Here is an 18315-nt window from a genome sequence, read left to right as displayed (position 1 = left end):
GGCCGGTCAACCGGTGGCGACGCGGGCGCTGTGCCTGACGAACCCGGCGACCTGCATCACGCCGATGAGCGCCGCGCTCGCGAGCATCGCGCACCACAACCCCGCCAGCCCGCCGGCCTCGGTGGCCGGGGTCATGGTGAGGGCGAGCAGGCCGTACCCGGTGCCGGCCGAGGCCAGTTGCCAGGTCGAGCGCCTGAGCCCGACCAGCCCGTACGCCACCACGATCCCGCAGTTGCCCACCAGGGAGAAGGCCACCAGCAGCGGCACCAGGCCACCGGCGAGGCCGAGCACGGCGGCGTCCGGCGTGAACGCGCCGAGCACCGCCCCGCCGGAGAGCAGCAGCACGAGCCCACCCACGAGCACCCCGGCCGCCGCGATCGTGACGGCCGCCCCGCTGACCCGGCGGGTCTCCCGAGGTGAGGCCGCCCTGGCGATCTCCGGCGTCGCGGCCTGCGCCGCCGCGAAGGCCGCGAGCCCCAGGAACCCGTCCAGCGCGATGAGGATCGCGTGCGCCGCCGCCCCTTCGACCCCGGTCCGGGCGGCGGTGTACGCCACCCCGCCCATGACCGTGAACTTGATCACCAGCGTGGCGGACATGGGAATGCCCACCCTGGCCATCCGTACGATCCGCCGCGCTCGCGGCCGCCCCGGCCACGGCGACGAGCCCGTCAGCCGCGACAGCACCCCGTTCGAGACGGCGACCGCGACGCCGGTGGACGCCAGCAGCGCGACGCCGACGCCCTGAACCCCCACCCTCGGCACGAGGACGAGCGACAGGGCGACCTGCGTGCCCGTGCCCGCCAGGCCGGACCAGAGCACCAGCCGGCTGCGTCCGAGCGCGACCAGCACCCCGTTGGCGCCGCTGCCCGCCGCGAACAGCAGCACGTGGAGCGCCAGGAGCAGCGGCAGCAGGCCGAGCTCCCCCACCGCCTCCTCCGGCGCCCCGCCCGCCCGCGCGATGGACGGCACCGCGAGCATGACCCCTGCGCCCGCCGTGCCGAGCCCGAGCGCGAGCCACCGCGCGTCCTTCAGGACGGCGACCGCCTCGGCTGGACGGTCGCGGTGGACGGCGACGAACGGCGCCGCCCCGCGCAGCCCACCGGCGACCGCCGCCGTGACCGGGTTCAGCACCGCGCCGGCCAGCGTGAACGCCGCCAGTTGGGCGGTCGCCTGGTGCCCGAGCAGCGACGTGCCGACGAGTTGCGCGACGACCCCGGCGCTCATGGACCCGAACAGGGGAACGGCCGCACTGAGGATCGTTCGATGAAGGGAAGGCATGAAAAGCAAAATCCCGGGCGGCCTCACCGCTCGGGACAATGATCATTCTACACCCGGTCGCAGGCTTCCACAGCTCGCTTCAGCCGGCGTTCGATCTCCCGCGGGTGGCGTCCGAGCGAGGACCGGACTTCCGCCAGGGCGATGACGGCCTGGCCCATCGCCTCGCTCTGCCAGGCCGCGGGCGGGCGGGCGACGGAGAACAGCCGCTCACAGAGGCCGGCGATCCGCGCGTACGGAGCCAGGGTGGCCGCCGGCTGGGCCTCCGGCGCCACCGGTCCCGCGTCCGGGGGGAACGCGCTCGCCTCGACGAGGTCGTGCAGGGGCGCGGACTCGTCCTCCAGCGACTCCTGGAACGCCAGCACCTGGTCCAGCAGGTCCTTGCCCCGGTCATCGGCGCTGTCGTCGCCGCGCAGCTTCTCGACGGTCGCGTCCACGACCTCGCACAGATCCTTGCGCAGCACCCGCCCGGACAACAGGGCGACCGTGGCCTCCTCGCCGTCCCTGAGCTCGCGCTTGAGGTCCACGCACGCGCGGGCGGTCCGGATGAGGTCACGGGCGTGGCCACCGGACCAGGCGTGACAGAACAGCACGAACACGTTGGAGAATTCCCGCGCCCGCCGGGACAGCAGCGTCTGCGACTCCTTCATGGAGAGCGGGCCGACGCCGATGATGGTGTCGAACGCCGAGTCGAACACGTCCCTCACCGGCACCCCCCGCGCGGCGAAGTTGTGCATGGCGTCCGTGGAGACCGAGAGGACGAAGTGCGCCTTGGCGACGTGGAACAGGTCCTTGAGCCCGTTGATCGCGTCGACGGCCTCGGCCGGGTTCGCCAGCTTGTCCAGCTCGTCGACGCAGATGACCACGGGCTTGTCGCTGAGCGCGAGCAGCTGGTCGATGAACTGCCGCAGCGCCTGGACCGACTCGGCGTGGGTGATCTCCCGCTCGGTCCTGGAGAGCTTGCCACCGCCGTCGAAGCCGCTGCCGCCGACCTTGAGCGCGGCGCTCGCGCTCCTCTCGATCGTCGTGGACCAGCGCAGGAACTCCAGTTGCTGCAGGCAGAGCTCACGGACGGTCCGGGGCGGGACCGTCAGTCTCGTCCGGCTCTGGAAGAGGACCCAGCCCCGGCTGAGCATGAACCCGATGATCAGCGCGCCCAGGACGACCGCGGCGATGCCCGTCCAGCCGAGGTCGAGCGCGTCCGGCACGGGACGGTTCTTGTCGTAGATCCATAACGTGATCATGAAGAACAGCACCACGGACGCGAGCAGCGTCCGCAGCACCGCGCGGAGCGTCGGCGCCACCATGCGGTGGCGGATGAGCGCCGCCTCGCCGGGTTTGAGCCCGACCTGTGCCAGCTCGTTGTGGATGAGGCGGGTGAACTCCACGGCGGAGTACTGCACCGGCGCGCTGACCAGGGCGACATGGCAGTCCAGATCCTTGTCCAGCCGCAGCTGCCGCATCAGGGTCGTCTTGCCGGAGCCGCGCGCGCCCGCCAGGCCGATGGCGGAGGACTCGTGCTCGCCGATGAAGGTGCGCAGCCGTTCGTAGGTGCGGGACGGGATGGTGTCCTGAAGGTGGAGCTCCACCAGCGCGGGAGCCTCGGACGTGCGCAGCGTGCCGCCCCAGCGCACCTCGTCGTCCTCCAGCTCGCTGATGAGGAGGCGGATCAGGGCGCGCAGCGGCGCCACCAGCGCCGTCCGCAGCTCGCGGGCGGCGTTCACGCCGCGCCGCCGGATCGCGGCCCAGCGCGCGGCGAGGGCGATCATCCCGAGCACGGCCAGGCCGGACGCGAACGTGACGTTGGCCGTCCGCGTCTGGAAGGGCGTCCCGTCGCTCCACAGAGCGGCCCCGAGGATGAGAAAGGAGGCCGCAGGAAAGGCGAGAGCGGCGACGATCCAGAGGCGGCGCAGCGCGCGGCGGGCCTCGCCGACCACCGCGATCTCTTCGCTCAGCAGCGCGGAGAGCTGGCCGGATCGCTGCCGTACGTGGTCGAGTATCGCGCGGTGCCGGTCGTGGTCGTACGTCAGCTCGGCGTCGTTCTCCAGCATCTGACGGGCGGCCTGCTCCAGCTCCTCGGGGGACAGCCGATCGACCTTTTTCCGCATTCAGGTCACCATAGATGCAGTCGTGAGTCAGGGGGGGTAAAAAGGCGTTTCATACGCCCGCGATTGTCTCCGCCAAGGACTTCTGACGCTAGACATAGCATGATAGAAGACTTTCTTGGATGATTGCGGCATTACCCAGCCGGATTTCATGCCAAGCCGCCGTCAAGCAGAACACACATTCGCGTGCGGCGGCAGCGGATACGGGAGATCATGATTCGACAGGAATCGGCGTCGGCGGGAGTCTCTTCGTGACCGCGTACGAAGATGGGCCCTGGGTCGGTCTCCGGCCTTTCCGCAGGCCGGACGAGGCCCGCTTCTTCGGACGTGACGCCGAGAAACGCGAGCTGGCCGAGCTCTGGAAGAAGCATCGGCTGACCCTGCTGGTCGGCGACTCGGGTGTCGGCAAGACCTCCCTGCTGCACGCCGGAGCGGCTCCGTACGCGGCCGCGAGCGGAGCGCGGGTGGTGCCCGTCGGCGACCTGGACTACCGCAGATCCCTGCCGGCTCCGGTGGTCACGGCCCGAGGCCGCCCGCTCTTCGCGCTCCTGTCCTCCTGGCAGCCCGAGGAGGAGGACCCCGCCCGCAGCGTCGGGCTGACGATCCACGAGTTCTTCCAGCGGGAGACCAGGAGGGCGGGGCGCGGCACGCCGATCCTGGTGGCCGTCGACGGCGCCGATCGGATCCTGCGCCGTCCGGCCGCCGCGCGGCCGGATCATCGTCGCGTGCGCGCGGAGCTGGAGACGGCTCTGCGGGCGTTCCCCGACGTCCGTCTGCTGCTCGCCATCCGGCCGGACTCCATCCAGGAGGCGGGCGACCTCGGCGTGGCGCTCGGCCTGACCCCCGCGCGGTACGACCTGCCGCCTCTCGACCGGCCATCCGCGATCGACGCGCTCACCCGTCCGCTGCTCGGCACCCGCCTGCAGTTCGACCAGCAGGTGCCGGAGCGGCTGGTCGACGCCCTGGCGGTCGAGCACGGCACGACGGGCGGGCGCGTGGAGCCCGTCCTGCTGCAGGCGCTGTGCGCCCAGCTCTGGGCGGGCCTGCGCGACGGCGGCGGGCTGTCCGTCGTCGCGGAGAAGGTGCTCGACGACGTGGACGCGGCGCTGGCCGACTACTGCACCCGCACCCTGTTCACGCTGACCACCGACCACAACCTGCCGACCTGCGAGATCGGCGGCTGGATGCGGCGCACCTTCACCCGGTCGCCCGACGAGAGGTCCCCGCACGAAGCCGTGCCGGCGCCGCGGAGCGCCCGCCCCAAGGAGATCACGGACACCGTCGTCCGCGCGGTGGAGGACCGGCATCTGCTGAAGTACTGCCGGCTCACCGGCGACGACGGCCTCCAGCTCCAGCATCCGCGGCTGGCGCGGGCACTCCAGCGGCTCGGCGAGGCGCCGGGGCCGCAGCGGGAGCCCACCGCGGACGACCTGCTGCGCGAGTGCGAGCAGGCGATGTCCGCCGGCAACCTGCGACTCGCCGAGAAGTACGCGCGGGCGACGCTGGCAAAGGATCGGCGGGCCCACCACGAGGCGCACACCGCCGCCCGCATCATCCTGGGCGACATCGCCTACCTGCTCGGCGACCACGCCGCGGCGTGCGAGGCATATGAGACGGCGCTGCAGGACAAGGTGATGACGGACCGCAGGTCGCCCGCCGTCATGCACCTGTACGCCGCGATCGCCCGCCTGCACCTGCTCCAGGGGGACGCGGACCGCGCGCTCGGCGCCGCGCGTTCCGGTCTGCTGAACCAGGCGGCGGAGTCCATCGCCAGGCTGGAGGTGGCGCAGGCTCACTGGCGGGCGAACCGCCACAAAGCGGCGGTGAAAGAGCTGAACGGGCTGCTGGAACGGGATCCGAAGCATTGCGAGGCCCTGCGCATCCGCGGCGAGATCCATGCGGACTGGGGCAACTCACAGCTGGCCGTGGCCGACCTGAGCAGCGTCGCCACCGCCGCGCCGCCCTCGGCCCGCGCGGCGTACATCATGGCGGCCAACGTCCCGGTGACGCGGAGCGAGATCGAGGAGCTTCGCGAGGAGGGGCGGACGCACGGCCTGGTCCTGATGTTCCTCGCCCAGGCGGCGGACCGGCGCGGCGACCGGGACCTCGCGGCGGAGCTGGCCGAAGAGGCGCTCCAGGCGACGAATCCCCGCCTGTTCCGCCATCACCAGAAACCGATGGGGAAGATTGCTCGCAGGCAGTGACTAAAGGGCGATTTCTGCCCGAATGGGATGTTAAGGCCCGCTACTGATAGTCGATGGAGTTGCTGAATCCGGCGACGACTTCGGTGTCCCGCGGGTCCGGCGACATCAGGCTCCGCAGCGCGTAGGCAAAGGCCGAACTGTCGAGCTCATCGAGGTCGCGAAGGGACAGATCGGAGCAATCAGGCAGCTGACCTGCCAGGTCGTCTTGCTGCTGCTCCATGAGCGACTCCCAGCTCGATACATCATGGTGCCGTGTCTGGGCCAGCATACAAGCTGAGCGTCCACGCCTGATACAGGGGCTCGTTCAAAGGCCAGCACTAAAAGGTCATGGCCGGGCCCGATGGAACCATTTACGATAGCGAAATCTTGCCCCAACGTTGGCATTGAAAATCCGCGATCCGGAGGTGTCCCCTTATGACCGGTACGCACCAGAATGAAGTACGACGGTCAGGCACCCCCGAGGTATGGGGCAAGGTTCCACCGAGGAACAAGAACTTCACCGGCCGGGAAGAGCTCCTGGAGAAACTGCGCGCCGGGATGACCGCCGGCACCAGCGGTCAGGTCACGGTCGTGCTCCCCCAAGTGCTCCCCCACGCCCTGCACGGTCTCGGCGGCGTCGGCAAGACGCAGATGGCGGTCGAGTACGCCTACCGCTACGGCAACGAGTACGACCTCGTCTGGTGGATCTCCGCCGACCAGCGCGTGCTCATCCGCTCGTCGCTGGCGGCCCTGGCACCCCACCTCGAACTGCCGTCGGCGGCGGCGGTCGGGGTCGAGGACGCCGCCAACGCGGCGCTGGACGCGCTGCGGCGCGGCCGGCCGTACGACCGCTGGCTGCTCATCTTCGACAACGCCGACGAGCCGGAGGAGATCAGGGACGTCATCCCCGACGGGCCCGGCCACGTCCTGATCACCTCGCGCAACCACCGGTGGGAGGACGTCGTCGAGGCCGTGCCCGTCGACGTCTTCAGCCGCAAGGAGAGCATCGACTTCCTCACCAAGCGGGTGCGCCGCGCCCTCGCCCCCGAGGACGCCGACCGGCTCGCCGAGCAGTTGGGAGACCTTCCCCTGGCGCTGGAGCAGGCCGGCGCGCTCCAGGCGGAGACGGGCATGCCCGTCGACGAGTACATCGAGCTGCTCAACGAGCACACCGGGCAGCTCCTCAGCGAGGGCAAGCCGACCGAATACCCGATCTCGATGACGGCGGCATGGAACCTGTCGGTGAGCCGGCTGAGCGAGCGCCGGCCGGAGGCCATCGACCTGCTGCGCTGCTGCGCCTTCTTCGGCCCCGAGCCGATCCCGCGCGACGTGTTCAGCCAGCGGGTCAGCGGCCTGAGCCCGCGCATGAGCGAACTGCTCGCCAACCCGATCAAGCTGAGCCGGTCGGTGGGCGAGCTCGGCCGCTTCGCCCTCGCGCGCATCGACCCGGGCAGCCGGACCATCCAGGTGCACCGGCTGATCCAGGCCCTGGTCCGCGACGAGCTCGAACCGGAGGAGAGGGACGAACATCTCGCGGACGTCCACCGCCTGCTGACCGGCCTGCAACTGGGCAACCCGGAAGAGTCGGTCAACTGGGGGAAATACGGCGGCATCCTGGGACACGTCGTCCCCTCCCGGGTCCAGGAGAGCCGCGACGTCAAGGTCCGCGACTTCGCACTCGACCTGGCCCGCTACCTGTACATGTCGGGCGACGGCTTCGCCCACCAGTTCGTCAACCTCTTCATCGACCAGTGGGAACGCGACTCCGGCCCCGACGACCCCCACGTGCTCAAGGCCTACCGCGAGCTGGGCAACATCCTGCGCCAGCTCGGCAAGTACAACGAGGTCTACGAGCTCAACCAGCGCACCTTCGCCAAGATGCGGCAGGTGGGCACGCCGGAGGACGAGCTGCTCAACCTGGTCAGCGGCATCGGCGCCGACCTGCGCGCGCGAGGCGACTTCAGCGCGGCCCTGGAGCACGACGAGGACTCCGTACGCCGCCACGAGGCCGCCTTCGGCCCCGACGACCCGCGGACCCTGCGCGCCAAGAACAACCTGGCCCTGGACCACAGCCTCACCGGCAGCTTCCAGCAGGCGCGCGAGCTGCACGAGGTCGCCTTCATCGGGCTGCAGGACGCGCAGGCGGGCGCGGCGACCGTCCTCATCCACTGGAACTCCCTCGCCCGCGCGGTCCGGCTCACCGGCGACTACGCCGAGGCGAGCGACCTCGGCGAGGAGGCCCTCGCCTACGGCCTCGAATACCTCGGCGGCGAGCACCCCGCCTACCTCTGGACCGCGAAGGACCTCTCCATCGCCTGGCGGCGGCTCGGCGAGCTCGACCGGGCGCTGGAGATGTGCGCCGACGTGCACGGCCGCTACGTGCGAAGGTACGGCCTCGACCACCCCGACACGCTGGCCGCCGCGATGTCCCTCGCCAACGTCCAGCGCAACAACGGCCAGGAGCAGGAAGGGCTGGAGCTGGCGGCCGACACCGTCGCGCGCTACCCCCGGGTGTACGGCACCAACCACCCGTACGTCCTCGCCTGCACCGGCAACCTGGCGCTGCTCCACCGCACCTGCCAGGACCCGGAGCGGGCCCGCGCGGTCAACGAGGAGACCCTGAACGACATCGAGCGGTACCTCGGCCGCGACCACCACTACTACCTGACCGTGGCGACCAACCTGGCGAGCGACCTGGCCGAGCTCGGCCACGTCGAGGCGGCCGTCGAGCGCGGCCACGACACCTACCGCCGGCTGAGGGAGCTGGTCGGCCCGAGCCATCCGGTCGCCCTCGCCTGCGCCGCCAACCTCTCCGCCGACCTCAAGCGCCTCGGCACGCCGGAGGCCGTCGAGGAGGCGGAGCGGCTGCGGGAGGACACCCGCGAGATGTACGCGCACCGCCTCGGCCTCGAACACCCCGACGCCGTCGCCTTCCTCGAAGGACGGCACCTGGACCTCGACTTCGACCCGCCGCCGATCTGATCGGAACGACGCCCGGGGCTCGGCTTCGACCTGCCGCCGATCCGGCCCCGGCGAGGGCCTGGGCCTACGGCGCGGTCGGGACCGGAACCTGCCCGGCCGGCGGCTCGCCATTGCGCGCGCGCCAGCCGGCCAGGTGCCGGCCGGCCGAGCCCCGGGCCCGGAGCGTCGCCTCGGCCGGGACGTCCCCGGCGCCCATCGCGGCCATCGCGTCCGCCATCCCGGCGGCGAACACCTCGCCCTCGGGCGTGAGCCGCCCGCTCGCCCGCAGCGTGCGGATCACCGCGTCGGTGCCTTCGCGCCACCGTACGAACTCCGTGTGGGCCCGCAGCAGCAGCTCGTCCGGATGCGGCTCGCAGCGTTCGACCTCCCAGAACGCGGCGATGGCCATGTGCGCGTAGGCGCCCTGGAGCAGGCCGCCCAGCGGGCGCGGGTCCTCCCGCCACGGCGCGTAGTAGCGGCTGCCGTCGTCCGGCCGGGTCAGCGGGATCAGGTCGAGCAGCCCGCTCAGCTTCGCGTGCTGGGACTCGTGGGCGAGGGTCACGGCGAACGAGTGCGGATCGGGCGGCGTGGAGAGGCCGATGTTGCCGAAGGCCAGTTTGGAGGTCGCGCTGGCGGTGCCGTCCGCCGGGCCGATCAGCGGGGTGAGCGCCTTGACCACGGCGTCGGTCTCCTCGGCGACCAGCGGGTGCCGCTCGACGAGGATCTCCCATGCCGGTTGGAGCGTCGTGGCCCACCGGTGCAGGTCCGCCTGGCTCAGCCGCTCCTCCAGGCGTCGCGCCCCCGGCATCCGGCCGGGATCGACGTCGTCCACGACGAACTCGACCGCCATCCCGTGATGCTCGGCCCGGATCCGGCGCAGCCCCTCCCACGAGGGGCCCTCGCCGACGCGTACGGTGACGCCGCCCGCGCTGATCTCCGCCTCGCCGTCCGCGGTCCGTACGACGGCGGTCCGCGCGTCGCCGGGCACCACGGCCCGCCCCAGCGACGGGAGCACCACCGCGCCGTCCAGCACGGGCACCTCGACCGTCACCGCGCGGCCGGCCTTGATCGCCGCCACCGCCGCCAGGGACGCCATGGCCGCCGGATCCTGCCAGGCGGCCGGCGGCGCCTCGCCCGCGAGGGCCTGGAGCGTGCGCAGCCCCCAGGAGCCGACGGTCGGGTAGCGGAGCACCGCCCTGACCACCTCGGGTGCGTCCTCCTGGAGGTCGGCGAGCAGGTCGTAGGCACGCCGGACCCGCTCGACGTCCTCGGTGGCGAGGTCGCGGACCCCGCGCAGGAGCAGCAGGCGTTTGCCGTCCTGCGCCGCCCACAGGCGGCCGACGGCGTCGCGGCCGCCCCCGCCCGAGGCGAACTCGGCGAACACCTTCTTGGGCAGCAGATGCGGGGTCAGCCTCATGACGTGGAGTGGCCTCTCTGCGGATCGGTGAGCTGCGCGGGCGCCTGGCGGCGCCGGCGGCGCTCGCGTACGGCGGCGAGGTCGTCGCTCACGGCGTGCTGGACGTGCTTGATGAGCCGGAAGAGGTCGCGGCAGTAGACGCTGGGATTGGCGAACCCGGTGCCAGGACGGTAGCGGTGGGGGTAGAGCCCGGCGCCGCACACCCGCCTGATCTCGCACGCCTGGCACTCCGGCGCCAGCGCGCGCTCGCCGATCTGCCTGGCGGCGATCGGCGGCAGCATGAGCGCCGTGTCGAAGGCGCCGGCGTCGCCGACGTGCAGCGGCGTGCGGGTGGCTCCGTCGTAGGCCGACTTGAGGCTGTCGACCTGCTCGATGCCGCCGTCGGTCTCGATCACGACGACGGCGACCGCGGAGAGCCCCACGGTCTCGCTGCGCGAGGGGCGGCCGAGCAGCAGCCGGATGATCTCGTCGAACAGCCGCAGCCGGGTCTCCCGCTCCGGCGCGCGGTACCAGCGGTCGAAGACGGCGACGAGCCAGTCGCCGTAGGGGGTGTCCTCGCTGTCCGGCCGGCGGCCCGGCGGCGGGGTCTCCCAGGTGCCGTGCGGCAGCAGAAGGTCCACGGCCGGCGGCCCGTACGCCAGCAGCGCCTCGTACGTGCCCACCGGATCGTTGTCCAGGTCGACGGTGCACAGCAGCCCGCTGAACAGGTGCCGGTAGGCGGGGGAGACGAGCCTGCTCAGCCCGGCGTCGACCCGGTCGAAGCTGCCCTGTCCGGCCGGTCCGCGGCGGTGGCGGTCGTTGGCCTCGCGGTCGCCGTCGAGGCTGACCGCGATGAGCACGCCGAGCTCGTCGAACAGCTCCAGGAAGGCGGAGTCGAGCAGCACGCCGTTGGTCTGCACCTGGACGTTCACCGTCACGCCCGGATCGACCGCGGCGCGGACGGCGTTGACCGCGTAGCGGAGGTGGTCGACGCCGGCGAGCAGGGGTTCGCCGCCGTGCAGGATCACCTCGACCTGGGACAGGCGGTTCATCCTGGCGTGCTCGGCGATGCGGGCCGCGGCCGCGTCGATCGTGGCCTGCGACATGCGCCGGGGTTGGCGGCGCCAGCCCTGGTCGGCCATCTCGTACATGTAGCAGTAGGTGCAGGCGAGGTTGCACCGGCTGTGGATCTTGAGGACGAACTGCTGGAAGGGCGTCGGGCGCCAGCCGCTCTCCAGCAGAGCGCCGATGTCCAGCCCCGAGGGCCATTCCGGCCGCGCCTCTTCGGACTGCGAACTCACGCCCACCCTTTCCCTGGGGAGCTTCGAGCACCTGCGGAACGCCGCGATCCTAGCGCTCACGGGCAGGCGTCGCGGCCCTTACACGCAGGCCGCCGAGCCCTTGACTGCAGGGCTTTTCGCCACACCTGTCACATAGCTACGATCGAGCACCAATCCGAAGTGTGAGGAGAGTCCGGCACGTGGCTGAATTAGGCAGGGGCGGGCGAGACGCGGCCGAGACGGCAGGCGACGGCAACGGCTCGGACGGCGCTCGTTCGCGGCGGCTGGCCGGCGCGCGCCGGCTCCCTCTGCGTACGGTGCTGCTCATCATCGTGTTCGTGCCGAGCCTGACCTTCACTCCGCTGCTGGCCTCGGGCATGTACCAGCTCTCGTCCCAGTGGCGGGCGGAGCGGGCCCAGCTCGACCTCGCGACCGAGACCGCCGGCAAGCCCGCGGCGGCGCTGTTCCTCGACCTGCAGAAGGAGCGCAGGCTCACCGCCGAGGTGCAGGCCGCCTCCACGCCCGGCATCCGCGACCAGCTCGTCAAGCAGCGGGCGGCGACCGACGAGTCCGTACGCGCCTTCCGCTCACTCATCGGCCAGGACTTCGCCAACGGGCAGGAGGGGCTGCCCGAGGCCGTCGCCGCCACCGGCCGCGTGCTCGGCTCCCTCGGCGTGGAGCGGCGGGCGGTGGACGCCGGCACGTCCACGGCGAGGAAGGCGTTCGACTACTACAGCGGCCTCCTGGAGGCGGACCTCGGCGTGCTCACCGCGCTGAGCCACACCGACGAGGGCCAGGTGAACAGCCGATCGCAGATCATGATCGACCTGTTCTGGGTCCTGGACACGATCGGCCGCGAGGACGCCGTGCTGGCCGGCGCCTGGAAGACGGGCCGGCTGACCAAGGACGAGTACGCCGTCGTCACCGACGCCATCGGCACCCGTACGCATCTCCTGGAGTCCAGGATCATGCCCGCGCTGACCGGCGACGAGCTGCGGGACCGCGCGCTGATGACGAGCCAGGCGTGGAACGCCATGGTGGCCCAGGAGTCGCGCCTGGCCAACGGCGGCGACGCGAGCGGCCAGGTGACGGTGCGCGGCGACGCGGCCGCCTGGCGTACGTCGGTCGACGCCGTCACCGCCCAGGTGCTGGACCTCCTCAACCTCCGGCTGGAGACCGTCCGCGAGCTCGGCTACGGCCACGCCGGCATGCTGTTCGTGGTCTTCGTCAGCATCAGCAGCGTCAGCCTGCTCGCGCTGGGCCTGGTCATCTTCACGAGCTGGCGGCTCACCTCCGTCCTCCGGCGGCGCATCCTCCGCCTCCGTGAGGAGGCCCAGGAGCTCCAGGAGCGCCTGCCCGAGGTGGTCGCCCGGCTGGAGCGCGGCGAGGACGTCGACGTGGACGCCGAGGTCCACCTGGTCGAGCCCACCCCCGACGAGCTCGGCGAGCTGGGGGAGGCGCTCAACCTGGCCAGCCGCAGCGCGGTCCTGACCGCCGTCAAGCAGGCCGAGCAGCACCGCGGCTTCCAGCGCATGCTGCAGCGGATCGCCCGGCGTACGCAGATCCTCATCGGCCTCCAGCTCAAGAAGCTCGACGAGCTGGAGCGCAAGCACGAGGACCCGGAGATCCTGGAGGGCCTGTTCGACCTGGACCACCTCACCGCCCGGCTGCGCCGCTACGAGGAGAACCTGGTGATCCTCGGCGGCGGGCAGCCGCAGCGCCGCTGGCGCCGGCCGGTGCAGTTGCTCGACGTGCTGCGGGCCGCGCAGGGCGAGGTGCAGGACTACCGGCGGATCACGATCGACGTCGAGGGCGAGCCCTGGGTGGCCGAGCGCGCGGTCGGGCCGCTGGTCCACGTCCTCGCCGAGCTGATGGAGAACGCCACCGCCTTCTCCAAGCCGCTGACGCCCGTCGAGGTACGGGCCTCGCCGGTCAGCCGCGGCGTCGCGGTCGAGATCGAGGACCGCGGCCTCGGCATGGAGCCCGAGCAGTACGCCGCCGCCAACGCCCTGATGAAGTCGCCGCCGCAGCTTGACGTGATGACGCACGCCGACGACGTACGCCTCGGCCTGTACGTCGTCGCCCGGCTCTCCGCGAGCCTCGGCCTGCAGGTGGAGCTGCGGCCGTCGGCGTTCGGCGGCGCCCGGGTCATCGTGCTGGTGCCGGAGACGCTGGTGGTGGAGCGCCCCAGGGAGAGCGCCGCGCCCGCCGAGGAGCCCCGCCCGGCGTCGACCGGCCCCCGGCCCCGTCCCCAGGACGAGGCCGCGCGGGAGAACCCGGCCTCGGGGAACGGCCTGCCGAGCCGTACCAGGGGGCGGGCACTGGCGAACGTGGCCGCCTCACCCGTTCCCCCACCGCCCGACTCGGACTCGGGCCGTCGTCCGCTGCCCCAGCGCGTACGCCAGGCCAATCTGGCCGAAGAACTCAGGAACCCGGCCACCCCGGATCCGGACGAACCGGACGATCAGCAGCATTGGGCCTGGGGCGACCGGCCCAGCCGCTCCGGCGCCGCGATCGGCGCCTTCCAGAGGCAGTCCCGCCTGCGCCGCGGCGACGACGACACCTCACCGCACCGGCCGAACGGATCCCCCGAGCCCGGCTCCCCTACGACGGAAGATCGATGATGACGCAGCGAACCACCGCCACCAACGCCGACCTGGACTGGCTGCTGGACGGCCTGGTCGAACGAGTCGCGGGCACCCGGCACGCCATCGTGCTGTCCGACGACGGCCTGGTGATCAGCCGCTCCCGGTCCATCCAGCGGGCGGACGCCGAGCGCCTCGCCGCCATCGCCACCGGCCAGCAGAGCCTCGCCCGTGGCGTCGGGCAGCTCTTCAGCGGCGGTCCTGTGCACCAGGTCATCATCGAGATGGCCGAGCTGTGGCTGTTCATCACGGCGGCTGGGCGCGGCACGCACCTCGCCGTGGTCGCCTCCCAGGAGGTCGACGCCGAGCTGATGAGCGTCGCCATGCACACCCTGATCCAGCAGGTCGGGCAGAAGCTCGGCACCGACGCCCGCGCTCCGGAGGCCCGCGACATCGGGGGACACGGATGAAACACTGGACGGAGGGTTTCGACGACGACGACGCCGACGAAACCCTCGTCCGTCCCTACACGATCACCGGCGGGCGTACCACTCCCGAACGGGACGACCTCGCGCTGATCACCCTCGTGACGACGGTGTCGGACACCTTCCCCGAGCCAGGCCGCGGCCCGCGCCGGCTCCAGCCGGAGCACCGTCGGATCGCCGTCCTGTGCCGCCGGCCGATGGCGGTGGCCGAGGTGGCCGCCGCGCTCGACCTGCCGGTGTCCGTCACCAAGATCCTTATTGGCGACCTGATCGAGACCGGGCAACTGCGCGCCCGGCCTCCCATGGCCTTCGCGCACGCGAACGGCCTTCCCGACATGGAAATCCTCAAGGCGGTGAGGGATGGGTTACGCGAACTCTGACCACGGGGACACCGCTCCCCTGGCGGTGAAGATCCTCGTCGCCGGCGGTTTCGGGGTCGGCAAGACGACCCTGGTCGGCGCGGTGAGCGAGGTCGCGCCCCTGCGTACGGAGGAGTACCTGACCCACGCCAGCGTCGGCGTCGACGACCTGGAGGGGCTCAACGGCAAGACGAGCACCACCGTCGCGCTGGACTTCGGCCGCATCACGATCAACCGCGAGCTGGTCCTCTACCTGTTCGGCACGCCCGGCCAGGAGCGGTTCTGGTTCATGTGGAACGACCTCGTCAACGGGGCGATGGGCGCGGTCGTCCTGGTGGACACCCGGCGGCTGGACGTGAGCTTCGCCTCGATCGACTTCTTCGAGAGCCGCCACATCCCGTTCGTCGTGGGCGTGAACTGCTTCCACGGGGTCAGGGACCGCGCGCCGGAGGAGATCCGCAAGGCGCTCGACCTCGATCCGCAGGTGCCGCTCGTGCTGTGCGACGCCCGTGACCGGCGGGCGAGCCGGGACGTGCTGGTCGCGCTCGTGGACCACCTGATGGCGGCGCACTCGCGGCCGGCGACGCCGGGCTCGTAGCCGTACCGGCTAGCCGTACCGGCCGCGTGAGGGGGCCTCGACGGCGGCGGCGAGGTCGGCGGCGAGCGGACCGAGGTCGGCCGGGCTCAGCGTGGAGACGGTGACGCGGATCGCGGGCGGCGTACGCACCCGGTTGCGCGCCCCCGGCGCGGCGGCCCAGCCCCGGGCCAGCAGGCGGGTGATCGCGGCGGACTCGTCCGCGACGGGCACCCACACGTTGAGCCCGGTCCGGCCGTGCGCCCGCACGCCCCGCCCGGCCAGCGCCGTCACCAAGCCGTCCCGCCGCTCCCGGTACGACGCCGCCACGGCCGCCGTGTCCACCGCCCCCGTACGCCAGAGGTGCGCCACCGCCCGCTGCAACAGGTGGCTCACCCAGCCGACGGCCAGCCGCTGCCGCCCGCGCAGCCGGTCCAGCGTGGCCCGGTCGCCGGTGACCGGAGCCAGCCGCAGGTCCGGGCCGAACGCCTTGGCCGTCGAACGCACCAGCACCCATCGGGAGGTGGCCCCGGCCAGCGGGTGCAGGGGCACGTCCACGAAGCCGTCGCCGTGGTCGTCCTCGACGAGCAGCACGTTCGGGTGCGCGGCCAGCAGCTCGCGCAGCGCGGCGGCGCGGGCGGCGGTGACGGCGGCGCCGGTCGGGTTCTGGGCGCGGGCGGTGACCACGACGGCCCGTACGCCGGCCCGCAGCGCCCGGTCGAGGTCGTCGGGGAGCGGTCCTTCGTCGTCCACCCGTACCGGCACCGGCCGCAGGCCCAGCACCGCGACCAGGTCGAGCAGGGACGACCAGCCCGGGTCCTCGACGGCGACCGGGTCGCCGGGGCGCAGGGCGGTGGCGAGGACCCGTTCGACGGCGTCGAGGGTGCCCGAGGTGATCGCCAGGTCGCCAGGCGGCACGCCGTCGCGGCGCAGGCGGGCGGCGGCCAGGGCCAGCAGGTCCGCGTCGTCGTGCGTGCCGTACATCGCGGGCCGCTCCTCGTGGGCGCGGGCGGCGGCGGCGAGCGCGTCGTGGAGGGGCGGCAGCAGGGCCGCGTCGGGATTGCCCTGGGACAGGTCGCTTACGCCCGGCGGCACCTCGATGCGGATGTCCTCGCGGGCGGTGCTGGCCGGACGCGGCCGGACGCGGGTGCCGCGCCGCCCGGCGGTCTCGACCACGCCGCGCTCGCGCAGCAGCCGGTAGGCGGCCGCCGCCGTGCTGGGGCTGACCTGGGCCTGCCGCGCCAGCTCGCGGATCGGGGGGAGCGGCGCGCCCGGCGACAGCCGCCCGTCGGAGACGGCGGTCTCGACCCCGGCGGCCAGCTCACTGGCCGTCTCGCCGACGATCCGATATTTTTCTAGCACAAAAGACATTATGTACTAATACAAAGGAGTTTGGGTGCTCATTCATCCTTGGGACGCGGCTCTTGACGCGGACGAGTGGCGGTCCTGGCTGCGTACGCGTGACTTCGGCCTGCTGGCCGCGAACGGCGTGCAGGGCGGGCCGCCCGTGGTGGTGCCGACCCACTTCCTGCTGGGCACCGGCGAGTCGGGCGCAGGGGAGGAGATCGTGCTGCACCTGGCCCGGCCCAACCCGATCTGGACGGCGCTGGAGGCCAACCCGACCGTCGTGATGAGCGTGCACGACGACTACGCCTTCATCCCGTCCACCTGGCGCGCGGACTCCCCCGGCACCGGCGTACCGACCAGCTACTACGCCTCGGTGCAGCTCACCTGCACGGCCCGGATCGTGGACGACAAGGAGGGCAAGGCCGACATCCTGCGCCGCCAGCTCGCCCACCACGAGCCGGACGGCGGGTACGGCGTGGTCGCCGCCGACGAGGGGCCGTACCGGAAGATGTTGTCGGCGATCCGGGGGCTGCGGCTTGAGGTGATGGGCGTCCGGGCCAAGTTCAAGTACGACAGCCACAAGCCGGTCGAGCTCCGCGAGCGCGTCGCCGCCGGGCTGGCCGAGCGCGACCTGCCGGGCGACGCGGGCGCGCGGGCACACCAGCTCAGGAGGATGGGAGCGCAGTAGCTTTCCCACACGCTGTGGATAACTCGCCCTTCCTGTGGATAACCACTCCCCGTAACGCCGCATCCCCAGCCAACCCCTCACCCCGGCCCACCGCACCCAAAACCGGCTCCGCACGCACGTCCTCCCAGTACAGACCGGACGCGCAGATATCCACAGGATGATCGGCCGGCTGCGCCGAACCCCTTTCCCCGCCGCCCTTTCCGGGCAATCTCGTCCGTGCACAGCCTGTGGACGACGGAGACTTGCCTACTCCACCCACCACCACCCGTCACCCAGATCACGGACCGGCCGCCCCATGCCTCCCTCCGCCGTCGGCACGAGCCGCCCGGCGCCCGGTGACGGCCCGAGGTACGCGATTCCCGCCCCGCTCTCCCCCCGCCACTCGTCCACGAGAACCGGCAGATAAAGCCCGCGATCCAGCACCCGGACCTCCCCACCGACCGACACGTACGCCATCCACCGGGGTGCCTCGACCGGCCGGCCGCCCCGGAAGTCGGCGGCCAGCTCCCCGAACGCGTCCCGCCCTGCCCACACGACGCCGTCGACGAACACGGCCCGCCAGTCCACCACCCACACCCCTGCCCCCACCACGGCCGCGACGACCAGCACCACCGCCGCCCGCGCGTACGCTCGCGCGGACAGGCGCAGCAGGACCGCGATGAAGGTCCACAAGCCGCCCCACACCCATCCGAACGCCACGACGAGCAGCGCCCCGAACCACCCCATCTCCCTGTGGAGGGGGATCTGCAGCCAGTTCGCCGCGACCAGGAACATCCATCCCAGCACGGCCATGAGAACGGACATCCGCACGACCGGATCGTCCCAGCCTCACTTTCCGCCGCACCACCGCCTGAGCAGGACTTTCACCGTCTTCGCACCGAACCCGCACATCTGAATTCTCGATTTGAAGGTTGACAAGCGAACCCCCATCCGTCATCCTGAAGATGCGACCGGGAAGATGGGTCTGCGTTAGCGTGGACAAAACTAGACGGAGCGAGTACGCTCATGCTTCCACGCTCCCCTTGTGACGCCTCGTGCTGCCCGCTCGCATCCCGAGGTCGTCTGGCGTGCGTGTAG

The 18315-nt window shown here is 72.1% G+C and carries 14 protein-coding genes; 7 read left to right on the top strand and 7 right to left on the bottom strand.

Going from position 1 to position 18315, the window contains the following annotated elements; translation table 11 throughout:
* Positions 1 to 6: 6 nt before the first annotated feature.
* Complete coding sequence (locus tag SMD20_RS30545; protein WP_329587973.1) at positions 7 to 1224, bottom strand: MATE family efflux transporter; 1218 nt, start codon at positions 1222 to 1224, stop codon at positions 7 to 9.
* 101 nt (positions 1225 to 1325) lie between these two features.
* Positions 1326 to 3383, bottom strand: coding sequence for a P-loop NTPase fold protein (locus SMD20_RS30540; RefSeq protein WP_329587971.1), 2058 nt, complete (start codon positions 3381 to 3383; stop codon positions 1326 to 1328).
* Positions 3384 to 3631: 248 nt separating this feature from the next.
* On the opposite strand from SMD20_RS30540, the gene SMD20_RS30535 reads away from it, so the two are divergent.
* Positions 3632 to 5584: a tetratricopeptide repeat protein gene (locus SMD20_RS30535; RefSeq protein WP_329587969.1), complete on the top strand. Its 1953-nt coding sequence runs from the start codon at positions 3632 to 3634 to the stop codon at positions 5582 to 5584.
* Between the two features lie 40 nt (positions 5585 to 5624).
* On the opposite strand, the gene fxsA is transcribed toward SMD20_RS30535, so the two are convergent.
* Positions 5625 to 5804 carry an FxSxx-COOH cyclophane-containing RiPP peptide gene (gene fxsA / locus SMD20_RS30530; RefSeq protein WP_329587967.1) on the bottom strand — a complete coding sequence of 60 codons (180 nt, stop codon included), beginning with the start codon at positions 5802 to 5804 and terminating at the stop codon, positions 5625 to 5627.
* Positions 5805 to 5998: 194 nt separating this feature from the next.
* Here fxsA and fxsT point away from each other — a divergent pair, with 194 nt between their 5' ends.
* Positions 5999 to 8545, top strand: a complete 2547-nt coding sequence (gene fxsT, locus SMD20_RS30525) for an FxSxx-COOH system tetratricopeptide repeat protein (protein ID WP_329587965.1) — start codon at positions 5999 to 6001, stop codon at positions 8543 to 8545.
* Between the two features lie 64 nt (positions 8546 to 8609).
* On the opposite strand, the gene SMD20_RS30520 is transcribed toward fxsT, so the two are convergent.
* The gene (locus SMD20_RS30520) at positions 8610 to 9941 is read right to left on the bottom strand and encodes an HEXXH motif domain-containing protein (protein ID WP_329587962.1); all 1332 of its coding nucleotides are present in this window, start codon (positions 9939 to 9941) and stop codon (positions 8610 to 8612) included.
* Positions 9938 to 11221 carry an FxsB family cyclophane-forming radical SAM/SPASM peptide maturase gene (locus tag SMD20_RS30515; protein WP_329587958.1) on the bottom strand — a complete coding sequence of 428 codons (1284 nt, stop codon included), beginning with the start codon at positions 11219 to 11221 and terminating at the stop codon, positions 9938 to 9940. The genes SMD20_RS30520 and SMD20_RS30515 overlap by 4 nt, the downstream gene beginning before the upstream one ends.
* 179 nt (positions 11222 to 11400) lie before the next feature.
* Here SMD20_RS30515 and SMD20_RS30510 point away from each other — a divergent pair, with 179 nt between their 5' ends.
* The 4 genes from SMD20_RS30510 to SMD20_RS30495 are packed head-to-tail and all read left to right on the top strand — an operon-like array spanning position 11401 to position 15227.
* A complete protein-coding gene (locus SMD20_RS30510) occupies positions 11401 to 13824 on the top strand; it encodes a nitrate- and nitrite sensing domain-containing protein (protein ID WP_329587955.1) in 2424 nt (807 codons plus the stop codon).
* Positions 13821 to 14255: a roadblock/LC7 domain-containing protein gene (locus SMD20_RS30505; RefSeq protein WP_442942525.1), complete on the top strand. Its 435-nt coding sequence runs from the start codon at positions 13821 to 13823 to the stop codon at positions 14253 to 14255. Before SMD20_RS30510 ends, SMD20_RS30505 begins: the two co-directional genes overlap by 4 nt.
* Positions 14252 to 14650, top strand: coding sequence for a DUF742 domain-containing protein (locus tag SMD20_RS30500; RefSeq protein ID WP_329587952.1), 399 nt, complete (start codon positions 14252 to 14254; stop codon positions 14648 to 14650). Before SMD20_RS30505 ends, SMD20_RS30500 begins: the two co-directional genes overlap by 4 nt.
* On the top strand, positions 14631 to 15227 hold the full coding sequence (locus SMD20_RS30495) for a GTP-binding protein (protein WP_329587951.1): 597 nt from the start codon (positions 14631 to 14633) through the stop codon (positions 15225 to 15227). Before SMD20_RS30500 ends, SMD20_RS30495 begins: the two co-directional genes overlap by 20 nt.
* 9 nt (positions 15228 to 15236) lie before the next feature.
* Here the strand turns inward: SMD20_RS30495 and SMD20_RS30490 are convergent, their stop codons facing one another.
* Positions 15237 to 16574: an aminotransferase class I/II-fold pyridoxal phosphate-dependent enzyme gene (locus tag SMD20_RS30490; RefSeq protein ID WP_329587948.1), complete on the bottom strand. Its 1338-nt coding sequence runs from the start codon at positions 16572 to 16574 to the stop codon at positions 15237 to 15239.
* Positions 16575 to 16599: 25 nt separating this feature from the next.
* Here SMD20_RS30490 and SMD20_RS30485 point away from each other — a divergent pair, with 25 nt between their 5' ends.
* A complete protein-coding gene (locus tag SMD20_RS30485) occupies positions 16600 to 17238 on the top strand; it encodes an FMN-binding negative transcriptional regulator (protein WP_329587945.1) in 639 nt (212 codons plus the stop codon).
* Between the two features lie 246 nt (positions 17239 to 17484).
* Here SMD20_RS30485 and SMD20_RS30480 read toward each other — a convergent pair whose 3' ends face one another.
* The gene (locus SMD20_RS30480) at positions 17485 to 18048 is read right to left on the bottom strand and encodes a hypothetical protein (RefSeq protein WP_329587942.1); all 564 of its coding nucleotides are present in this window, start codon (positions 18046 to 18048) and stop codon (positions 17485 to 17487) included.
* Between the last annotated feature and the right edge of the window lie 267 nt (positions 18049 to 18315).

This window comes from Nonomuraea sp. LP-02, assembly GCF_036289125.1.
GTDB lineage: Bacteria > Actinomycetota > Actinomycetes > Streptosporangiales > Streptosporangiaceae > Nonomuraea > Nonomuraea bangladeshensis.
This window is presented reverse-complemented; position numbering and strand designations above follow the sequence as displayed.